At 62.5% G+C, this 19910-nt stretch carries 15 protein-coding genes; 7 read left to right on the top strand and 8 right to left on the bottom strand.

Annotated features, from left to right (window positions below; genetic code table 11):
- Positions 1 to 193: 193 nt before the first annotated feature.
- Both RNA01_RS04565 and RNA01_RS04570 read right to left on the bottom strand, forming a co-directional pair.
- Complete coding sequence (locus RNA01_RS04565; RefSeq protein ID WP_147178775.1) at positions 194 to 775, bottom strand: ATP-dependent Clp protease proteolytic subunit; 582 nt, start codon at positions 773 to 775, stop codon at positions 194 to 196.
- Positions 776 to 1098: 323 nt separating this feature from the next.
- Positions 1099 to 1530, bottom strand: coding sequence for an Lrp/AsnC family transcriptional regulator (locus RNA01_RS04570; protein WP_147178776.1), 432 nt, complete (start codon positions 1528 to 1530; stop codon positions 1099 to 1101).
- 124 nt (positions 1531 to 1654) lie between these two features.
- Between RNA01_RS04570 and RNA01_RS04575 the strand changes: the two genes are divergently transcribed.
- Positions 1655 to 2758: a saccharopine dehydrogenase family protein gene (locus RNA01_RS04575; RefSeq protein ID WP_147178777.1), complete on the top strand. Its 1104-nt coding sequence runs from the start codon at positions 1655 to 1657 to the stop codon at positions 2756 to 2758.
- Between the two features lie 260 nt (positions 2759 to 3018).
- Here RNA01_RS04575 and RNA01_RS04580 read toward each other — a convergent pair whose 3' ends face one another.
- Together RNA01_RS04580 and RNA01_RS04585 are read right to left on the bottom strand one after the other, a co-directional pair.
- Positions 3019 to 5586 (bottom strand): GcvT family protein, encoded by a 2568-nt coding sequence (locus RNA01_RS04580; protein WP_147178778.1) that lies wholly within the window; start codon positions 5584 to 5586, stop codon positions 3019 to 3021.
- 152 nt (positions 5587 to 5738) lie between these two features.
- The gene (locus tag RNA01_RS04585) at positions 5739 to 7217 is read right to left on the bottom strand and encodes a protein adenylyltransferase SelO (protein ID WP_147178871.1); all 1479 of its coding nucleotides are present in this window, start codon (positions 7215 to 7217) and stop codon (positions 5739 to 5741) included.
- A gap of 294 nt (positions 7218 to 7511) precedes the next feature.
- Between RNA01_RS04585 and RNA01_RS04590 the strand changes: the two genes are divergently transcribed.
- The gene (locus RNA01_RS04590; RefSeq protein ID WP_147178779.1) at positions 7512 to 8006 is read left to right on the top strand and encodes a hypothetical protein; all 495 of its coding nucleotides are present in this window, start codon (positions 7512 to 7514) and stop codon (positions 8004 to 8006) included.
- A gap of 269 nt (positions 8007 to 8275) precedes the next feature.
- Positions 8276 to 8848 (top strand): HupE/UreJ family protein, encoded by a 573-nt coding sequence (locus RNA01_RS04595; RefSeq protein WP_147178780.1) that lies wholly within the window; start codon positions 8276 to 8278, stop codon positions 8846 to 8848.
- Positions 8849 to 8894: 46 nt separating this feature from the next.
- Here the strand turns inward: RNA01_RS04595 and RNA01_RS04600 are convergent, their stop codons facing one another.
- The 3 genes from RNA01_RS04600 to RNA01_RS04610 all read right to left on the bottom strand — a co-directional run bounded on the left by RNA01_RS04600 (position 8895) and on the right by RNA01_RS04610 (position 12708).
- Positions 8895 to 11165, bottom strand: coding sequence for a putative bifunctional diguanylate cyclase/phosphodiesterase (locus tag RNA01_RS04600; protein ID WP_170253356.1), 2271 nt, complete (start codon positions 11163 to 11165; stop codon positions 8895 to 8897).
- A gap of 152 nt (positions 11166 to 11317) precedes the next feature.
- Positions 11318 to 11782, bottom strand: a complete 465-nt coding sequence (queF, locus tag RNA01_RS04605; RefSeq protein ID WP_147178782.1) for a preQ(1) synthase — start codon at positions 11780 to 11782, stop codon at positions 11318 to 11320.
- Complete coding sequence (locus RNA01_RS04610; RefSeq protein ID WP_147178783.1) at positions 11779 to 12708, bottom strand: cation diffusion facilitator family transporter; 930 nt, start codon at positions 12706 to 12708, stop codon at positions 11779 to 11781. The genes queF and RNA01_RS04610 overlap by 4 nt, the downstream gene beginning before the upstream one ends.
- A gap of 858 nt (positions 12709 to 13566) precedes the next feature.
- On the opposite strand from RNA01_RS04610, the gene RNA01_RS04615 reads away from it, so the two are divergent.
- Genes RNA01_RS04615 through RNA01_RS04625 form a run of 3 tightly spaced genes read left to right on the top strand, consistent with a single transcriptional unit; the run spans position 13567 to position 16542 of the window.
- Entirely contained in the window at positions 13567 to 14910 is a 1344-nt protein-coding gene (locus RNA01_RS04615; protein WP_147178784.1) for a flavin-containing monooxygenase, read from the top strand.
- Positions 14907 to 15740, top strand: coding sequence for an alpha/beta hydrolase (locus RNA01_RS04620; protein WP_147178785.1), 834 nt, complete (start codon positions 14907 to 14909; stop codon positions 15738 to 15740). Before RNA01_RS04615 ends, RNA01_RS04620 begins: the two co-directional genes overlap by 4 nt.
- A 28-nt stretch (positions 15741 to 15768) precedes the next feature.
- Positions 15769 to 16542, top strand: a complete 774-nt coding sequence (locus RNA01_RS04625) for an SDR family NAD(P)-dependent oxidoreductase (protein ID WP_170253357.1) — start codon at positions 15769 to 15771, stop codon at positions 16540 to 16542.
- A gap of 95 nt (positions 16543 to 16637) precedes the next feature.
- Here the strand turns inward: RNA01_RS04625 and RNA01_RS04630 are convergent, their stop codons facing one another.
- Entirely contained in the window at positions 16638 to 18827 is a 2190-nt protein-coding gene (locus tag RNA01_RS04630; protein ID WP_147178787.1) for an anthranilate synthase, read from the bottom strand.
- Between the two features lie 334 nt (positions 18828 to 19161).
- Here RNA01_RS04630 and RNA01_RS04635 point away from each other — a divergent pair, with 334 nt between their 5' ends.
- Positions 19162 to 19869, top strand: coding sequence for an extensin-like domain-containing protein (locus RNA01_RS04635; protein WP_147178788.1), 708 nt, complete (start codon positions 19162 to 19164; stop codon positions 19867 to 19869).
- Positions 19870 to 19910 lie beyond the last annotated feature (41 nt).

Genomic DNA, 19910 nt, shown 5'->3' on the forward strand with positions numbered 1-19910 from the left:
TCTGCACGGCATATTAGCACGGCCGGCCGTACCAGACGATTGGCGCCGGCTTAGACGATGGCATTAGTCCCATTGCCGACATCCGGCGCCCCCCTCCCGAGCAGGTCACGCGCCGGCGAGTGGGACGCCCCAACGCAAAACCCCGCCGGCTTTCGCCGACGGGGTCATTTCAACTCAGGCTCTGGCCGGGGGCTCAGAGTTCCGACTGCTTCTCGACGATCTTGCCGACGAGGCCGTAAGCCTTGGCTTCTTCGGCCGACAGCCAGTAGTCGCGGTCGATGTCCTTGGCGATCTTCTCTTCCGACTGGCCGGTGGCCGTGGCGAAGATCTTGATCAGGCGCTTGTTCATCTTGATGATCTCGTTGGCCTGGATCTCGATGTCGGATGCCATGCCGCGGGTGCCGCCCGAGGGTTGATGCAGCAGGAAGCGGGTGTTGGGCAGGCAAAGGCGCCGTTCCTTCGGCACGGAGGCATAGATCAGCGCGCCGGCAGAAGCGACCCAGCCCGTGCCGATGATGATGACCTTCGGCTTGATGAACTTGATCATGTCGTGGATCGAATCGCCCGATTCGACGTGACCGCCCGGCGAATTGACATAGACGCGGATGTCGTCGTCAGAGGCGGCGGCCAGCGCCACCAACTGGGTGCAGACCTTCTGCGCCAGTTCCTGGGTAATGCCGCCATAGATGAAGATCGAACGCGACTTGAAGAGGTTCGCTTCCGTTTCCTTGCCGAGCGGCAGTTCCTTGCTCTTGTCGTCGTCTTCTTCGTTCATTCGGCAATTCCTTAAGCTCTCGCGTTTCTCTCACCCGCACATAGTGCGACTCATGTCGTAAAACAATGTGGGAAAAAGGGGAAGCACGGAACCGGTGAACAGGGGGTTAGCGCGTCCTCCGCCCCCAATATATGAGAGCATCGAAATACGCGACACGAACCCGAGGCTCCGACGGAGAGCGCCACATCGAAACGGCCATGGCACGCGGCCACGACGAGATGGATCGGACTTGCGCAAATCCTCGATTTGCCGAGCCTGCACCCGCCAAGACGCAACGCGCCGTGCCACGCAAATTCCCCTATCATCCCCGCCGGGACGCCGCCCTACCTTGAAATCCGCGTCGACAGGATGATCGACGACAGCGTCCGCTCCACGCCGGCGATCGCGCCGATCCTGTCGATCAGCCCGTCGAGTTCGGCGATCGAACTCGAGGCCAGGATGGCGATCAGGTCGAACGAGCCGTTGACCGAATGCAGCATTGTCACCTGGCGGATGGCGTCGAGTTCGGCGCTCACCTTCGGCAGAGATTTCGGCGCGATGGTGATCAGTACATGGGCGCGGATCAACCCGCTCTGATAGGCCTCCGACAGCCGCACCCCATAGCCGGCGATCACCCCTTCCCGCTCCAACCGCTCCAGCCGCGCCTGCACGGTGGTGCGCGACAGCCCGAGCCGCCGCGCCAGAGTCGCCACCGGCATGCGGGCGTTCTCTCCGAGCAGTGCCAGCAGTTCGCGGTCCTTGTCGCTGATTTGCATTTCGCCCAATCCGATCGTCAATTTGCCGATAGTGATACCACGTATCGCACAAATCGTCGCTATGAATCGACAAGTCCGGTCGGCATCCTGTTCACATCTGACAAAACTCAAGAGGGATAATGCAATGAAGGACGTAGTGATCATCGGCGGCGGCAAGATCGGCAGCGCGATCGCACTCATGCTGGCCGACAGCGGCGCCTACAAGATCACGGTCGCCGACCGCAGCGAGGCGCAGCTGGCCGCCATCGAGCGCCATCCGGCGATCGCGACCGCCGCCGTCGACATCACCGATGCGACAGCACTCGACGTCGTGCTCGCCGGCAAGTTCGCCGTGCTCTCGGCCGCGCCCTTCCACCTGACCGGCGCCATTGCCGAATCGGCCGCGCGCACCGGCACCCATTATCTCGATCTGACCGAGGACGTCGCCACGACCCGCAAGGTCGAGCAACTGGCGAAGAACGCCGGCACCGCCTTCATTCCCCAGTGCGGTCTCGCCCCCGGCTTCATCTCGATCGTCGCCAACGAGCTTGCCACCCGCTTCGACACGCTCGACAGCGTGCGCATGCGCGTCGGCGCCCTGCCGCAATATCCGTCCAACGCGCTCAACTACAATCTGACCTGGAGCACCGACGGCCTGATCAATGAATATATCGAGCCCTGCGAGGCGATCGTCGAGGGAAAGCTGATCAACGTGCCTGCCATGGAAGAACGCGAGGAATTCTCGCTCGACGGCGTCACCTACGAGGCCTTCAACACGTCCGGCGGCCTTGGCACGCTGGCCAAGACGCTGGAGGGCAAGGTGCGCACGATGAACTACCGCACCATCCGCTATCCGGGCCATCAGGCGATCGTCAAGGCGCTGCTCAACGACCTCAACCTGAAGAACCGCCGCGATGTGCTGAAGGATCTGTTCGAGAACGCCCTGCCCGCCACCATGCAGGACGTCGTCGTCATCTTCGTCACCGTCTGCGGAACGAAGAACGGCCGTTTCATGCAGGAAACCTATGCCAACAAGGTCTACGCCGGCGTCGTCGGCGGCCGCCTGATGAGCGCCATTCAGATCACCACCGCCGCCGGCATCTGCACGGTGCTTGACCTCTTGGCCGACGGCAAACTGCCGCAAAAGGGCTTTGTCACACAGGAGGAGATCAAGCTCACCGACTTCCTGGCCAACCGCTTTGGCCGGGTCTACGACCCGGAAGTCGCGGCGATGAAGAAGGCCGGCTAAGCCGCCGCCGGCGATCCCTCCCCATCCCGAGGCCCCGCGCAAGCGGGGGCCTCGAAGGATTGATGCGACACGATCTCGTCCTCACCTGGCACTTCAGGGTGCGAAACGACACCGCGGCGCCGCCGCCATATATTCTGCCTGCACCCTCCGGGTGTTTTAGGTAGTCGGCCGCATCGAAGCGCGGCAAGCGCTTAATCAAAAAAGCCCGCCGGCCTCTCGGCCGACGGGTTCCAATTCCCTCAGTAATCTAACTGCTCGCCTCAGCTCCGCGGCTTCAAATTCTCCGGATCGTACAGCGGCTTGTAGCCCACCGCGACGACCTCGACCGGATAGGTCTCGGCAAAATACTCGACGTTGAGCGTACGGCCCACCTGGCAATAGTCCCAAGGCAGATAGGCGAGCGCGATGTTCTTGCCGATCGTCGGGCCGTAGGCCACTGAGGTCGTGTAGGACATGCGGCCCAGCTCGTCGACCAGCGTCTTGCCGGTTTCCGGGTCCATGACCGGCATGGCGCCGACCGGATAGCGTTTTACGCCCTTGGAATCGGTGTTCTCGGTCATTACCAGCGTGCACAGCATGGCCGGCTGGTGGTCCCGCGCCTTGTATTCCAGATGCTTGGCCTTGCCGCGGAAGTCGGCTTCCTTGACCTTCGGACGGGCGAGGTCGGCTTCCAGCAGGTTGTACTGGGTCAGCAGGTCGCCGTTCTGCAGGCGCAGGCTCTTTTCCATGCGGCGCGAGTTGGCATAGGTCTCGACGCCAAAGGCCATGACACCGGTTTCGCGCAGCGCGTCCCAGACGGCAAGGCCGTCCTCGTATTTCATGTGCAGTTCCCAGCCCTGCTCGCCGACATAAGAGATGCGGAAGGCGGAGACGGTCTTGCCCGCGATCTCGATCGGCTTGATGGCGGCGAATGCGAAGTTTTCCACATCGAGCCCGGCCGGATCGGCGACCACCTTCTTCAGCGTGTCGCGGGCGTTCGGGCCCCAGATGCCGATGGTGATGTACGTCTCCGAAACGTCGGTGATGGTGACGTCGAGCCCACGATCCTCGGCCACGCGCTTCATGTAGTGGAAGTCGCGCGGACCGGCATCGGCACCGTTCACGAGACGGCAGCGGTCGGCCATGCGGAAGACGGTGAAGTCGGCCCGCACCATGCCCTCGTCGTCGAGGAAGTGAGTGTAGATGCCCTTGCCGATATTGCCGTCGCCACCGATCTTGGCGGCGCACAGCCATTCGAGAAGCGCGACATGGTCCGGCCCCTCGATGTCGACCATATGGAAGTGGGACAGGTTGACGATGCCGCAATCCTCGCTCATCGCCAGATGCTCGGCGTTGGAGACGCGCCAGAAGTGGCGGTTGTCCCATTCGGCCGCGCGGACCGGAACGCGGTCGCCGTATTTCTCCAGCAGGTGCTCGTTGGCCTTGTAGCCGTGGGCGCGCTCCCAGCCGCCCAACTCCATGAAATAGCCGCCAAGCGCGACTTCGCGCTCGTAGAAGGGAGAACGCTTGACGTTACGGCCCGTCGCATAGGGCTCGCGCGGATGCACGGCCGGGAAATAGATCTTGCAGGCGGCTTCGGTGCAGCGGCCGAGGATGAAGTCCTCCTTGAGCTGATGCGGATAGAAGCGCGCATAGTCGATGCTGTTGTGGTCAATCGCGGTGCGCCCGTCGGTCATCCAGTCGGCGAGCAGCTTGCCGTAACCCGGCGCATCCTTGACCCAGATGCCGACGCAATACCACAGGCCGCGCACCTTCTGGCTCTCGCCGCACGACGCGCCGCCGGCGGCGGAAACCTGAAGCAGGCCGTTGAAGGAATGGCCTTCATTATAGCCAAGCTCGCCCAGGATCGGGGTCAGCTCGATCGCCCGCTCCAGCCCCTCCATCAGACCGTCCGCCTCAAGGTCGAGGTCACGCTGCGAAGGCGAAAGCCGCGCCTGCTCCTTTTCCAGAAGCTCGCGCGGATGACACATGCGCGGATTTTCGGTGTTGTAATAGCCCCACTCGATCTGGCCGCCCTCGGTGGTCTTCGGGTCGCCGGTATCGCGCATATAGGCCGAATTTCCCTGGTCCCGCAGCAGCGGATAGCCGATTTCCTTGCCCGTGCCTTCAAACTCGTTGAAGGGCCCGAAGAAGGTCAGCGGATGGTCGACCGGCATGATCGGAAGGTCCTCGCCGACCATTTCGGCAATCAGCCGGCCCCACAGACCGGCGCAGACGATGACATGATCGGCCATGATCGTGCCGCGATGGGTGACGACGCCCTTGATCCGGCCGCCCTCGACGATCAGCGACTGCGCCGGCGTATTGCCGAACATCTGAAGCTTGCCGGATTTCTCCGCCGCATCGACCAGCTTGCCGGCGACCGTCTGCGAACGCGGAATGACAAGACCCGCGTCCGGGTCCCAAAGGGCGCCGTCGACCATCTCCTCCTCGACCAGCGGGAACCTCTCCTTGACCTCCTTGGCGCTGATCATGCTCGCGCGCGTGCCGAACGCCTTGCCGGAGGTGACCTTGCGCTTGAGCTCCTCCATCCAGGCGTCGTCGCCCGTGCGCGCCACCTCGATGCCACCGACGCGGGCGTAATGGCCCATCTTGTCATAGAACTCGAGCGAATAGAGCGATGTCCAGACCGACAGGAAGTCGTGGCTGGTCATGAAGCAGAAGTCCGAGGCATGGGCCGTCGAGCCGATGTCGGTCGGAATGCCCGACTTGTCGATACCGACGATGTCGTCCCAGCCACGTTCGATGAGATGATGCGCGATCGAGGCACCAACGATGCCGCCCAGCCCGATGATGACGACCTTTGCCTTAGACGGAAACTCTGCCATTGCCTGAAATCCCGATTGATGTTGTGCCCGGATTTTAGGGCGACACGACGCGTCACCACATTCTCAATGCGACATTCGACAGATACCGGACGACCCATGTTCGGTGGGCTTTTGGCGCGGCGCGGATCAGGTTTGCGACATGGCAGACACGACTAGGTTCCGCAGAACGTGCGTTCCACCCGCTCTGCGGTCTCCGGCTTCCGCTGATAGGCGACAAACTCCGGATCTTCGACATAGGGGGTCTGCAAGGCCGCGTGCAGTCGCTCGAAAACGGAGAAATCACCGGCGAGCCCGGCCTGGATCGCCGCCTCGATGCGATGATTGCGCGGAATGATCGCCGGATTGACCGCTTCCATCTCCACCTGCCGCGCCTCGGCCGTGCGCCCATCGCTCTCGCCGCGCTGCTGCCAACGGGCAAGCCAGTCGTCAAGACCGGTCGGATCGGTGAATTCGGTGGCCAAAAGCCCGATGTCCGCACCACCGGCGACCTTACCAAGTGCCCGGAAAGTCCGGGTGAAATCCGCCTCGCCTGCCTCCATCAACTTGAGCAGTGAATTGACGAGGTCGAGGTCACCTGCCGCCTCGCCGGCGATGCCCAGCTTGGCGCGGAAGCGATCGAGCCAGAAGGTCTGGAAGACGGGACCGAACGCCGCAAGCGCGCCATTGGCCGCCTCGACATTTTCCTCCTCGCTTCCGCCGAACAGCGGCAACAGGGTCTCGGCGAAACGCGCGAGATTCCATTGCGCGATACCGGGCTGATTGGCAAAAGCATAGCGGCCGCGCTGATCAATCGAGGAAAACACCTTGCGCGGGTCGTATTCATCGAGAAAGGCGCAAGGGCCGAAATCGATCGTCTCGCCCGAGACAGCCATATTGTCGGTGTTCATCACCCCATGGATGAAGCCGACGGAGAGCCAGCGGGCGACGAGATCGGCTTGGCGCGTCGCCACCGCGCTGAACAGGGCGAGATAGGGTTGCTCGACCCCCGCGAGCGCCGGATAGTGACGGGCGATCACGTGGTCGGCGAGCGTCCTGATCGCCTCCACATCACCCCGCGCGGCAAAATACTGGAAGGTGCCGATGCGAATATGGCTTGCCGCCACACGGGTCAGCACGGCGCCCGGCAATTTCGTCTCGCGATGGACCGCCTCTCCGGTCATCACCGCCGCAAGCGCCCTCGTCGTCGGGATCTTCAGCGCGTGCATGGCTTCCGAGACGAGATATTCGCGCAAGACCGGCCCGAGCGCCGCGCGGCCATCGCCATTGCGGGAAAAAGGCGTGGCGCCGGCACCCTTCAGCTGGATGTCGCGCCGTTGCCCGTCGCGGTCCATCACCTCGCCGATCAGGATCGCCCGCCCATCGCCAAGCTGCGGCACGAAATTGCCGAACTGATGCCCCGCATAGGCCATGGCGATCACGGCCGCTCCCTCGGGCAGGCTGTTGCCGGAGAAGATCGCCGCCAGCGTCTCGTCGCTTGCGGCCGCGGGATCAAGATTGAGCGTCTCGGCCAGCCCCGTGTTGAAGCGGATCAGCCGCGGCGCCCTGGCGCCGGCCGGTTCGGCTGGACGAAAAAAACGCTCCGGCAGCCGCCGATAGCTGTTGTCGAATGCAAACACGGCTTGTCGCTCCATTGTCTCCCGCTCGGCCAGTGGCGGGGCTTCACTGTTCAATATGGGGCACCGCCGCATCGGAGCAAGCTGAATTGCACCATCGCGCTGCGGCGTCGATGGTGACGGGCGCCGCGACCAAATTTGGGTGCAAGGTCGTCGGGCCATTGTCCCGAGGGGGGCCGGCCCTCTAACCTTCGCGACAACTGCGTTCAGCGTTCCGAGTTCAGCGGAGCCAGAGATTTTCTCAGCGCCGGCCGAACGGCCCGAACCACGGGCAATCAAGCCGGCCGCCGATTGCCGAGGGGAAGACCAGATATGAAGAGACACCTTGCCGCCATTGTGGCGATCGCCGCCATGCTTTCCGGCTGCACGACGACCGAGGAAGCCAATACCGTGATCCAGTCGCGCTGGATCGGCCAACCGGCGGAACTGTTCTTCACCCGATATGGCCCACCGATCTCCGAGTTCCAGGTGGCAAGCGGCAACATGCTCTACACTTGGCGCGGCGGAGACAAGACCCGTTACATTCCGCCACAATATTCAACGCCCACGCCGGTTCAGACGCGAACCGTCACGCGCGAGGCGAAGCCTGGCGTGACAGTCACCAAGACCACGACGAGCGGCGGCTATCTGTCGGGCCAGCCGCAGATGATCTCGCCGCCACGCTATGAGGAACTGTTCTGCGAATTGCAGATCACCGCCGACCCGTCGGACCGCATCGTCGCCATCCGCGCAACCAATGACACCGACGGCGAGGGTCTCAGCCTCTCGCGCTGCGCCGAAGTGCTGGACGCTCATCCGCAGAAGTGATTCTCGACGATCCTGCCGAATTGGCTCTCCGCACCAACCGGGCGGAGGCTCTTTCGCTTTCCGGCCGTCACGATCGATGACACCTGACACCCTGGCCCCATCGCTTTGCCGGGCCGATGGCGATTGCACCGCCGCTTTTGCGACAGCGGCGGGCAAGGCTTTGCCGTAGACAGCGATAAAGAGCTTACGATAGTCTTCGCGGTGCGATATAGCCGTAGGCCGGCGCGACCGATTTCCGGGCGCCGTGTCGACCAAAAAGAGGGACAACCATGTTCAAACGCCTTTCAATCACCGCCGCGATTTTCACCGCAGCAGCAGCCCCTGCTTTCGCCCATCTCGATCCGGCCGAGCACGGCTCGCTGATGGCCGGCCTTTCCCATCCGCTGTCTGGCGCCGACCATATCCTCGCCATGGTGGCCGTGGGCCTGTGGGCCTCGCAGATCGGCGGTCGTGCGCTTCTCGCTGTTCCGGCCGCCTTCGTCGGCACCATGGCCCTTGGATTCCTGTTTGCTGTTTCGGGCATTGAAGTGCCCTTCGTCGAGCCGGCTGTCCTCGCCTCGGTGATCGGCCTTGGCCTGCTGGTGGCAACCGCAGCCCGTCTCCCGGTTGCAGCATCCGCCGCCGTCGTCGGCCTGTTCGCCTTCTTCCACGGTCACGCGCACGGTGGCGAACTCGGTGCGGCCGGGGCTCTGCAGTTCGGCATCGGCTTCCTGGTTGCGACAGCCGCACTCCATGCCGCCGGCGTCGGCCTCGGCATAGCGCTCGGCCGGATGGGCCCGCTCGTTACCCGTCTGCTCGGCGCGCTGACCGCCCTGGGCGGCGCGGCTCTCGTACTCGGCTGATCGCTGCGTTCAGCACCAAGACAAGACAAATGCGGTCGGCGGGTCTTCACCCGCCGATTTCTTTTTTCCCGTCGTCTGCGGATCGTCCCAGACCACCGACAAACGCTTTGCGTTTCCAACCGGTTTTGGACAGCAGGTCCGCCACGTCCGCCCGGCGCATCGGCTTGGCGAACAGGAAACCCTGCAACTCATCGCAGCCGATCTGCGTCAGGAAAGCGTTCTGCTCCTCGGTCTCCACACCCTCGGCCGTGGTCTTCAAGCCCTTGGCCCGCGCCAGTTCGACGATTGCCTGGATGATCGCTTCGTCGCCGCGATTCTTGCCAAGCCCCTCGACAAACATCTTGTCGATCTTGATATGGTCGACCTCGGTTTCGTGCAGTCGGCCGAAGGTGGAAAAACCTGTGCCGAAGTCGTCGAGCGCAATGCAGATTCCGGCGGCGCGAAGTGCCCGTATATTGGCAACACAACTGTCGAAACTGTCCATCCACGCTGTTTCAGTGACTTCGATCTCCAGCTTTTGCGGTGCAAGGCCCGTAGCCGCGAGAACCGCCATGACCTCCATGGCGAAGCCTTCGTCGCGCAGCTGCACCGCCGAGATATTGACGGCGACATTCGCGATCGGCCAAGCGGCCGCCGCACGACACGCCTCCTTGAGCACGAACCGTCCGAGTTCGCGTATCAGACCGGCCTCCTCGGCGATCGGAATGAAATAGGCCGGTGAAATGAGGCCACGGGTCGGATGGTGCCACCGCACCAACGCCTCGACGCTGCCAATCGCACCGGTCGCGGCAAAATATTTCGGCTGATAGAGCACTTCGAATTGACTGTAATCGGACAGCGCGTCACGCAGATCTCTCTCGATTTCCGCACGTTCCCGAACCAGCGCATCCATGTGTGGTCCAAAAATCGAGTAACAGCCACGCCCGCTTGCCTTGGCGCTGTAGAGCGCAACATCGGCTTTGCGCGTGAGTTCCGTTCGCTCCGTGCCATGCACCGGCGAAAGCGCCACTCCGATCGAAATGCCGACGAAGACGTTCTGCCCGTGGATGTCGATGGGTTGGCAAATCGACCGCACGATCGCACGGCACAGCACCTCGATCTCTTCAACCTGAGCGTAAGGCACGAGCACATTAAACTCGTCGCCTCCCACCCGGCAGACCGGCGCGCCCTCAGGTGCCAGTCGACAGATACGCTCAGCCACCTCGCGAATGACAGTGTCGCCGACCGGGTGTCCAAGCGTATCATTGATCGGCTTGAAGCGATCAAGATCGAGATAGAGGACGGCGATCTGCTGGGGTGTGCCCGCAGCACTTGACAGCGCCGCGTCCAGCCGCGTTTCGAACGAGGCGCGGTTGAGAAGCCCGGTCAGGGAATCGTGACTTGCCAGATAGCGGATGCGTGCTTCCTGCTCGCGGTTGGCCATAGCGCGACGATAGAGCATGCCGATGAAGACACCGACTGCGCCGACCAGGCAGAGCAGGATAGCGACGAGCGCCGGTGTGATCGACTGGAGAAATGCCAGGCCCGGGCGATAGGGTTCCCAAACCAGATAGCCAATAACGTCGCCTCCAGTCGTCGTCAGCGGCAAACTGGCCTTTTGAGCTCGCTCCTCATCGGTGCGAGAGAAATGCATCGCGCCAAAATCATACTTGGTCTCGAGCTCCCGGAGAAACGTCCCATCGAGATACCGGACCGCGATATGGATGAACTCCTCGCCGGCAACCTGCTCGATCTCGCCACTGTCGCTGATGATCGGCTTCAGGCTGACAACAGCCGGGCGTCCGTTGAGAAGGCGGAAATCACTAACGCCGGGACTGCTGATCCCTTCGTCAGGAGCAATCGGATCTCCGCGAATGAGCGCCGCCCGCAATTCCCCCAGCATCGGAGCGGCCGTCGCGGCAATCGAATTGTATGCGCCCGCCCCCTGCCTCATTCCGTCTGAGAAGACGTAGACTGGCTTCCCCTCCGCGGTGATCACATAAGCGGCATCATGACCGAAATAGGTGTGCATCCATTCGCCGAGGTTGGCGTTGATCCAGTCCATGCTTTCGGGCGAGGCGTATGCGCGCACGTTGGTGACAGCATCGTCCCAGACCGTGGCACTCTCCTGATCATGGGCAATCTGGTGACGGAAACGGCTGATGACATGGCGTGCCAGCTCGCTCTGGCGAGCCACAGACACGGTGTCGATTTTCCAGGTCGACCAGACCAGAAATGCAAAGGTTGCCACCGTGAGCACGATCATTCCCACCGCAGCGAGCACGACAATCTTCAGAATGGAAATATCGGCCTCGCGACGGAACCCAGGGAATGCCATAGTATGTGAGCCTCTGTTCATATGTTCAACAAATGACAGACGTGCCTTAACACCGCGCTTCGCGACAGGGTGTCCAATCCGTTAACGGCGCCGCGTTTCATGCCGCGCTTGTCTGCCCCGATTGTCAAGCAGACAACGCCTTGGGTGTTTGTTCAGCCGCGTCCGCGGTAGGTCGCCACGCCTTGTTCCGGTAGCCACACCCCCTCGGGCGGCGCACCCGTCTGCCAGAACACATCGATAGGAATGCCGCCGCGCGGATACCAGTAGGCGCCGATCCTCAACCATTTCGGATCGAGCAGCTCGACCAGGCGCTTGGCTATATAAATCGAGCAATCCTCATGGAAGGCGCCGTGATTGCGGAAGGAGAACAGAAAGAGCTTCAGCGACTTTGATTCCACCAGCCAATCGCCAGGGATGTAGTCTATGACGATATGGGCGAAATCCGGCTGGCCCGTCATCGGGCACAACGAGGTGAATTCCGGTGCGGTGAACCGTACCACATAGTCAGTACCCGCGTTGCCGTTCGGCACCTTTTCCAGCACGGCCGCCTCCGGGCTGGTCGGGGCCTCTACGCTCTGCCCAAGCTGCGACAGTCCGCTGACATCGGTTTTGCTCATGAATTCTGCCCCTTGCTCTTGCCGCCGATACCAACGCGGACGCCATGCGCCGCTTCGCTTTCCGGCTCGACGTGAATGGTCACGCGCCCGCCCGGCAAAACAGCTTTCACGGCGGCTTCTAACCGATCGCAAATCTTGTGCGCATCGCTGACCGGCATCTGGCCGGGAACGACGAGGTCGAACGCGACGAAGGTGACTGTGCCGGCGCGGCGCGTACGCAGGTAATGCACATCGAGCGAGCCCGCCGAATTCGCCGCGATCGCCGCCTTGATCGCCGCCTCGTCGGCTGGCTCCACACCCTTGTCCATCAGGCCGTCGACCGAATGGGAGATCACCTTCCAACCCTGCCAGATGATATTGCAGGCCACCAGGATCGCCAGCGCCGGATCAAGGATCGCCTGACCGGTGACAACCACCAGAACCAGGCCAACCAAAACGCCCACGGATGTCACCACGTCCGACATGATGTGCTGCCCGTCCGCCGACAAGGCGGGAGACCTGTGGGTCTTGCCGATGCGGATCAGGAGGCGGGCCCAGATGACGTTGATTACAGCGGCCGCGCCATTGATCGCAAGCCCCAACACCGGCGCATCGAGTACATGCGGGTCCGCCAAGGCGACGACGGCTTCCCGGATGATCAGCAGTGCCGCGACCACGATCAGCACGCCCTCCAGAACCGCGGAGAGATATTCCGCCTTATGGTGACCGTAGGGGTGGTCGTTGTCCGCCGGCTTTTGCGCATAGCGGATGACGAAATAGGCAACGAAGGCGGCGATCACGTTGACGGTCGATTCCAGCCCATCTGACAGAAGCGCCACCGATCCCGTCAGCCACCAGGCGACCAACTTCAGTCCCATCACACCGAATGACAGCGGAATACCCCAAAAAGCCAGTCGCGCGACGATACCGTTGCCCTGTTCCGTCATCACAGTCGTCCTTGCAGATGCGAACGAATTGCAAAAATCCGCCCGTAGAAAACGCAAAACCGCCCGCGTTTTGCGCGCGGACGGTCGTTGGACCTCGTATGAGCCAAGTCGTCCGGCTTGTCAAACGGGACGTCGGTTGAGGCCCGTCGCCACGCTCCAGGAATGAGCGAGACAAGGAAGGAAATGCGAGCCCCGATGCCAGCGGGACCTGCACCACCAGATCGACGCCGAGCGCGATCATTGTCTCCGCCATCAGAGCGGCGTCGTGCGGCCTGCGCCGGCCAAGTGCCGTCAGCCCATAAAGGCCTTCCGGATATCGGTTGCTGTCCCCGAGGCAGAAGATCCGCCGGAACAGGGTCTGGCTGCGCACGATCAAAAGCGCCTTGCCAGGATCATTCAACGCAAACTCCACCCCCAGCACAAACAGCGCCAGAAGAACTCGACCAAGCCGGTGCTTCGGCGGCTGCCGCGAAGCCCTCTCGACAAGCGGATGCAGCATCTCGGCGACCAGAGCCTCGAACGCCGCCTCCTTGTCGTGAAGATAGTTGTAGGGGGTCCCGTAATCAGGTCGCCTCAGCGCATGATGTCGCACACCGTCACTGCCCCATAGCCGAGTTGCGGCAACACCGTCCGCGCCGTCTCCAGAAGAGCAATGCGGTTGGCTTTCTTATTCCGGTCTCGCTTTGATTCGCCCACTCGCGCCTTCTTTTTTTTACAAAGCATCGCTCTCGAGAAGGAAAATCCAATTTATACATTAGCTTATTGGTCAAGAATGACGCACGCGCCACTATTACATTTGACAAGCGCGTATTTTTTATCAAACCTCAACCACAGGTACACTTTGGGAGGAGGGGCCCCATGGTTGCAAAGCGTGTCGCTGTGATCGGCGCCGGCCCGGCCGGCATTGCCGCCATCAAGAATTTCACGGATCTCGGTTTCGACGTTGTCGGCTTCGACCGCTGCCAGGGCGTCGGCGGCAACTGGCGTTTCGATGATCCGACCGGCCATTCGAGCGTCTTCGAGACGACCCACATCATCAGCTCGAAACACACTTCGTCCTACGAGGATTTTCCTCTTCCGGACAATGCCGCAGACTATCCGTCTCACCGGGTTCTGGCCAAGTATTTCGCGGACTACGCCCGGACCTTCGGCGTCGACGAACGGGTGCGGTTCGAAACCGAAGTGGTCAAATGCGAGCCCGTGCCGGACGATCGCTGGTCTGTCAGCTGGCGCCGGTCCGGCGACGAGGACCTCACAACGGAGGTGTTCGATGCGCTTTGCGTCTGCAACGGCCATCACCACACGCCACGGATGCCGGAATATCCCGGCACGTTCACCGGCAAGATGATGCACTCGCACGAATACAAGCGGGCCGCCCCCTTCGCGGGCGAGCGGGTGCTGGTCATCGGCGGAGGCAACTCGGCCTGTGATGTGGCGGTGGAAACCTCGCGTGTCTCGGCCAAGACCGCCATCAGCTGGCGGCGCGGCTATTACCTCATTCCGAAATTCATGCTGGGCCAACCGGTCGACAAGCTGTTCTACCGCTTCACCTGGTTTCCCAAGCGTCTGCAACTGGCCGGTCTGGAATTCCTGCTCAATCTCTTGCAGGGCAAGAACAGGGACATCGGCCTGCCGGACCCGGATCACCGGATCATGGCGACCCATCCAACCCTGAACTCCGACCTCTACCTGGCGATCCGCCATGGCAAGGTGGAACCGAAGCGCGACATCCAGCGGCTCGACGGAAAGCGCGTCCACTTCGTCGACGGCACATCGGAGGAGTTTGACGTCATCGTCGCCTGCACCGGTTATCAGATCGCCCACCCCTTCCTTGATAGTTCGCTCATAGACCTGTCGAAGGCGCCGGTGCGGCTGTACCAGAAGATGATGCCGGAGACCTTGAAGAACATCTACTTCATCGGCCTGTTCCAGCCTCTCGGCTGCATCTGGCCCGGCGCTGCACTCCAGGCCAAGCTCGCTGCCCGACACCTCGCCGGTCTGTGGAAGCCGAGAGCTCCGCTCTCGCGGTTGATCGATCACGAACTTGCTCACCCGGATGTCGATCAGGTGAACTCGCCGCGACACACGGTCACCGTCAACGACATGGCCTTCCGCAAGCGGCTGAAGACCGACCTCGCACGCTCGGCCCCTGTGCCGGCCGAACCTGGTCTGGCCTCGTCGCAGCTTGCGGCAGCCGAATGAGCAACCTGCGCGCCGGGACGATGCATGGTCCGGCCGGTCGCATCGGCATCCGCTACATTGAGGCCGTGGGTGACAAGCGCGGCCAGCTGCTCTTCGTCCATGGCGCCTGGTCATCGACATGGTACTGGGAAGAACATTTCATGCCATTCTTCGCGGAGGCGGGCTTCGATACAGTGGCCCTCGATCTACGGGGCCATGGCGACAGCGAAGGCAACCTACGGCTGGCCACGCTCAATGGCTATATCGCGGATGTCGCCGCAGTGGCAGCTAGCCTCACCGACCCTGTCGTGATCGGCCATTCGATGGGCGGCCTGATCGCCCAGCACTACGCCACGCGTCATCCGGTGGGCGGCGTGGCCCTCCTCGCCTCAGTTCCACCCTGGGGCGCCTGGTCGGCCCTGTGGCGGGTGTTGCGCGAGAGCCCGCTAAAGCTCCTCGCCTGCACACTCACCTTCGATCTCAAGCCGATCGTCAGCAATCGCGATCTGGCCAGGCGCCTTCTGTTCTCACGAGGGCCCTCGACACGCGACATGGACCACCTGCTCCATCACTTCGGATCCGAATCCTACCTCGCCTTCCTCGGCATGCTCTTTCAGCGTGTCACCTGTCGCCTTCCGGATCGGGTGCCACGCCTCGTGCTGGGTGGAGAACGCGACGAGCTCTTCCCCTGCGAGGTCGTGCATGCCACGGCACGGAAACTCGGCGTCGAGGCCCTCCTGATCCCGGAAGCCTCGCACATGCTGCCCGTCGAGCAATGCTGGCGGGAGGCCGCGGAGATCATGCTCGAGTGGCTGGAACACAAGGTCGCAGAACCAACCGCGGCCAGCTGAAGTCAGAAGCCAGAACATGGAGAGTCAGGTGAGACGGAAATCGATACTGATCACCGGTGCCGGTTCCGGCATCGGCCTGAAAACCGCCATCCTCTTCGCCAGACGCGGCTGGCTGGTCGGTGCAGCCGACATCGATGCCCCACGCCTCGGACGCCTTCAAGCCAGGGCGCCGGACGGCAGCATCGTCCCGATGGTCGCCGACGTCACCGATCGCGAAGCCGTCGGCCACATGGTCGAGAGCTTCACGCAGCATACCCTCGGCTACCTTGACGTCGCCTTTCTCAACGCCGGCATCCTGCGCATGGGGCCGTTCATCGACATCTCGCCGGACGACCACACCCTGATGAACAACGTCAATATCGACGGCATCCTGAACATGATCAGCGCCACGTTTGTGCCGCTGAAAAGGACGCCCGATGCGCACCTGATCAGCATGAGCTCGGCCTCGGCCGAATACGGCGTACCCGAACTTGCAGTTTATGCCGCCGCCAAGGCCTTCGTCCGCAGCCTGACCGAGGGGCTCAGCATCGAGTTCGCCGAACACGGAATCACCGTCAGCGCCATCACCGCCTCCTACGTCACGACGCCCCTGGTCTATGGCGCCAAGGTCAAGGCGCGTTCGATCGAGAGGCTCGGTGTGAAGATCCCCCCGCAGCGCGTCGCCGAAACCGTATGGCGCGCCGCCCACGGCAGGAAGCTCATTTGGCGGGTCGGTTTTGACGCCAAGTTGTTGCACCTCGCAGTGCGTCTGTTCGGCGACCACTTCAGCATCATCGCCAGGCGGCTGAGCGGCTATAGCTGACCGCGAAGGGGCAAGAACCACCGGTCTCTATCGATTGTCCGGCCCCTGCAAAAGGCATGAAGCCCGCCGGGGGGCGGGCCTCAATTCAACATCGGTCAAGCCGCTTTTTCCTTTGCCCGTCTCGCCAGGTGCGCCACCACGTTCTCGATCATCCGCATGCCGGCATCGCCGCCGAGCGTCATGATCGATTCCGGATGGAATTGCACCGCGGCCACCGGTTCCTTGGTGTGCTCTATGCCCATGATCGTGCCGTCCTCGCTTTCCGCCGTGATCATGAATTCACGGGCAAGCGTCGCCGGATCGGCGAAGATCGAGTGATAACGACCGACCGTCACTTCCTTGCCGAGCCCGGAGAAGACCAAGCCGGGTTCGAGCACGCGGATGCGTGACGGCTTGCCGTGCATCGGCACCGCCAGCTGGCGCAACTCCCCGCCATAGGCTTCCGCGAGCGCCTGAAGCCCCAGGCAAACGCCGAAAATCGGCAGATTACGGGCGCGCGCCTTCTTGATCGTCGCCTTGCAGTCGAAATCCTTGGGTGATCCGGGACCGGGCGACAGCACCACAAGGTCCGGGTCCATCCGGTCGAACACCTCTTCCGGCACCGGTGTGCGCACGGTCGAAACCTCCGCCCCCGTCTGACGGAAATAGTTGGCGAGCGTATGAACAAAGCTGTCCTCGTGGTCGACCAGCAGAATCTTGACCCCCTGCCCGACTTTGGCGACACCGCGCTTGGCTTTGCCGTCATTCCCGGTCTTGGCGTCGCGGATCGCCGCGATCATGGCCGATGCTTTCAGTTCGGTCTCGGCCTCTTCCTCTTCGGGAATAGAATCGTTCAGCAACGTCGCGCCGGCCCGCACCTCGGCAATGCCGTCCTTGATGCGCACGGTGCGCAGCGTCAGCCCGGTGTTCATGTCGCCGTTGAAGCCGACCATGCCGATCGCCCCGCCATACCAGGCGCGCGGGCTCCTCTCATGCGCCTCGATGAAACGCATCGCCCAGAGTTTTGGCGCGCCGGTGACGGTGACGGCCCAGGCGTGGGACAGGAAACCGTCGAACGCGTCCATGCCATCGCGCAGGCGGCCTTCGATATGGTCGACGGTGTGGATCAGGCGCGAATACATCTCGATCTGCCGACGGCCGATGACCTTGACCGAGCCCGGCTCGCAAACCCGGCTCTTGTCGTTGCGATCGACGTCCGAGCACATGGTCAGTTCGCTCTCGTCCTTCTTGGAGTTCAGCAGCTTCAGAATCTGCTCGCTATCGGCAATCGGATCGTCGCCGCGCTTGATGGTGCCAGAGATCGGGCAGGTCTCGATGCGCCGGCCCGAGACGCGCACGAACATTTCCGGCGAGGCGCCGACCAGATACTCCTGATGGCCGAGATTGATGAAAAAGGAATAGGGCGACGGATTGATTTCCTTCAGCCGCTTGGAAATCTCCGACGGCTTGCTGTCGCAACGTTCCATGAACTTCTGGCCCGGCACCACCTCGAACAGGTCGCCTCGACGGAAGCTCTCCTTGGCCTTGACGACCAGATCGGCATATTCCCCCGGACGGTGATCGCCGCGCGGCGGGATCGTCTCGGTGTGCTTGAAGGGTTCCGGCGCGATTTCGCCCGACTTGTCCCGGGTCGTCAGGCCCCCCTTGGCGAAATCGTAGCGGTCGATCCAGGCCTTGGCCGAATAGTGATCGACGACGAGGATCTCGTCCGGCAGGAAGAGGACCATGTCGCGCTGATCTTCAGGCCGCTCGAGCGACAGCTTGATCGCGTCGAACTGGAAGGCGAGATCATAGCCGAAGGCGCCAAACAGGCCGATCGAGGAATCCGCGTCAGAATGGAAGAGATCGGTAACAGCCCGGAGAATGGTGAAAACTGTCGGGATCTTCGAGCGCTCCTCCTCGGTGAACACCCGGTCCGGCTCATTGACGGCAAGGTCGAGACGTCGCGCCGTGCGCGCTCCAAGCGTCAGGTCGGCGACAGTCGCCAGCTTGTCGGCGATGAGCGACAGAAGCACCTCGCCGCGCTCGTTGTAGGCTTCGATCCAGGCCTTGCGGCCGAAGCAGGAAATGCCGAGCGGCGGGTCGATGATGGCGGTGTCCCAGCGGGTGTAGCGACCGGGGTATTCGTAGTTCGAGGAGAACACCGCGCCACGCCGCTCGTCGAGCCGATCGATATAGCTCGAGATGGCATCGGCGTATGGCGTCGGTCGCCGCGCGCGCGTGACCGTGATCCCGCCACGCGTCTCGTAGGTTTCTCCGCCATCGTCCCGAATGATCGTCGCCATGCTTCCGTTTCTCCGTCTCTCAAGGCCCGGGTCCAGGCGCCTGAATACAAAAAAGCCGCCTCAGGTTTTCCGGGCGGCTTTGGGGTCACTTGTCTTAGGACATGACTGGTCAAGGCCGCGTTAGCGTGCCCACCACCAGTTACCCATGTTCATCGACTTGATCATGGGGCGATTTAATAGCGTGGGCCGCTTTTCCACGCAACGGGATTTTCCGCCCCGGGGCCGATTTTATGGCCGAACGCCCGCGTAAAGCCACGCCAGCCTGCGGCCGTGCGGCAACCTTCTGCCAAGCTTTGCGTTAACAGGGGTCCCCTACCCATAGAAAGGCTAACCAATGGCACTTCGAATCGCCGCCGCCACCTTAAGCCTTTTCCTCCTCGTCGGAGCCGGCCTACCGGAGAAAGGTCCCCAGCCCGCAGGCAAACCGGCGACCTTGTTGCAGCCACAGCCGTCCGCACCGCGAGACGTCATCGAGCCGGAAGACGCCGCCGCCTTCGAGAGCTGCGGCAAGGCCTTGGCCGGGATTGGCGCGGTTTTCGAGCCGATGTCGCGGATCGACGATGGGGAGGGCTGCGGCATCGACAAGCCGATCAGCGTGACCAGCATCCTGCCCGGCGTTGACCTGGTGCCGCAAGGCATCATGCGCTGCGAAACCGCGCTCCATCTGGCGCAATGGCTGAAAACCATCGTCATCCCGGCCGCAGAGCTGTCGTTGCCGGATCAGGGCAGGCTGATAACCGTCAACCAAGCCTCCACCTATATCTGCCGCAAGCGCAACAGCGCCGATGCTGGCAAGATCTCGGAACATGCCCGTGGCAATGCCGTAGACATTGCCAGACTGCGGTTTGAAAAGGGTCATGTGCCGATGGCGACCGTCGGCCAGGAGGACGCCACCTTGCAGGCTGCGTTCCAGCGCAGCCTGAATGCCACCGCCTGTCTTTATTTCCCCACGGTCCTGTCACCCGGTAGCGACAGCACCCATCAGGATCACCTGCATCTCGACATCCTCCAGCGCAACGGCGATTTCCGCTATTGTCGCTGAGCCGGAAAAACAGAAGGCGGCGCCTGTGCCGCGCCGCCTCC

The sequence above is a fragment of the Paenirhizobium naphthalenivorans genome (genome assembly GCF_007992095.1).
Taxonomy (GTDB): domain Bacteria; phylum Pseudomonadota; class Alphaproteobacteria; order Rhizobiales; family Rhizobiaceae; genus Allorhizobium; species Allorhizobium naphthalenivorans.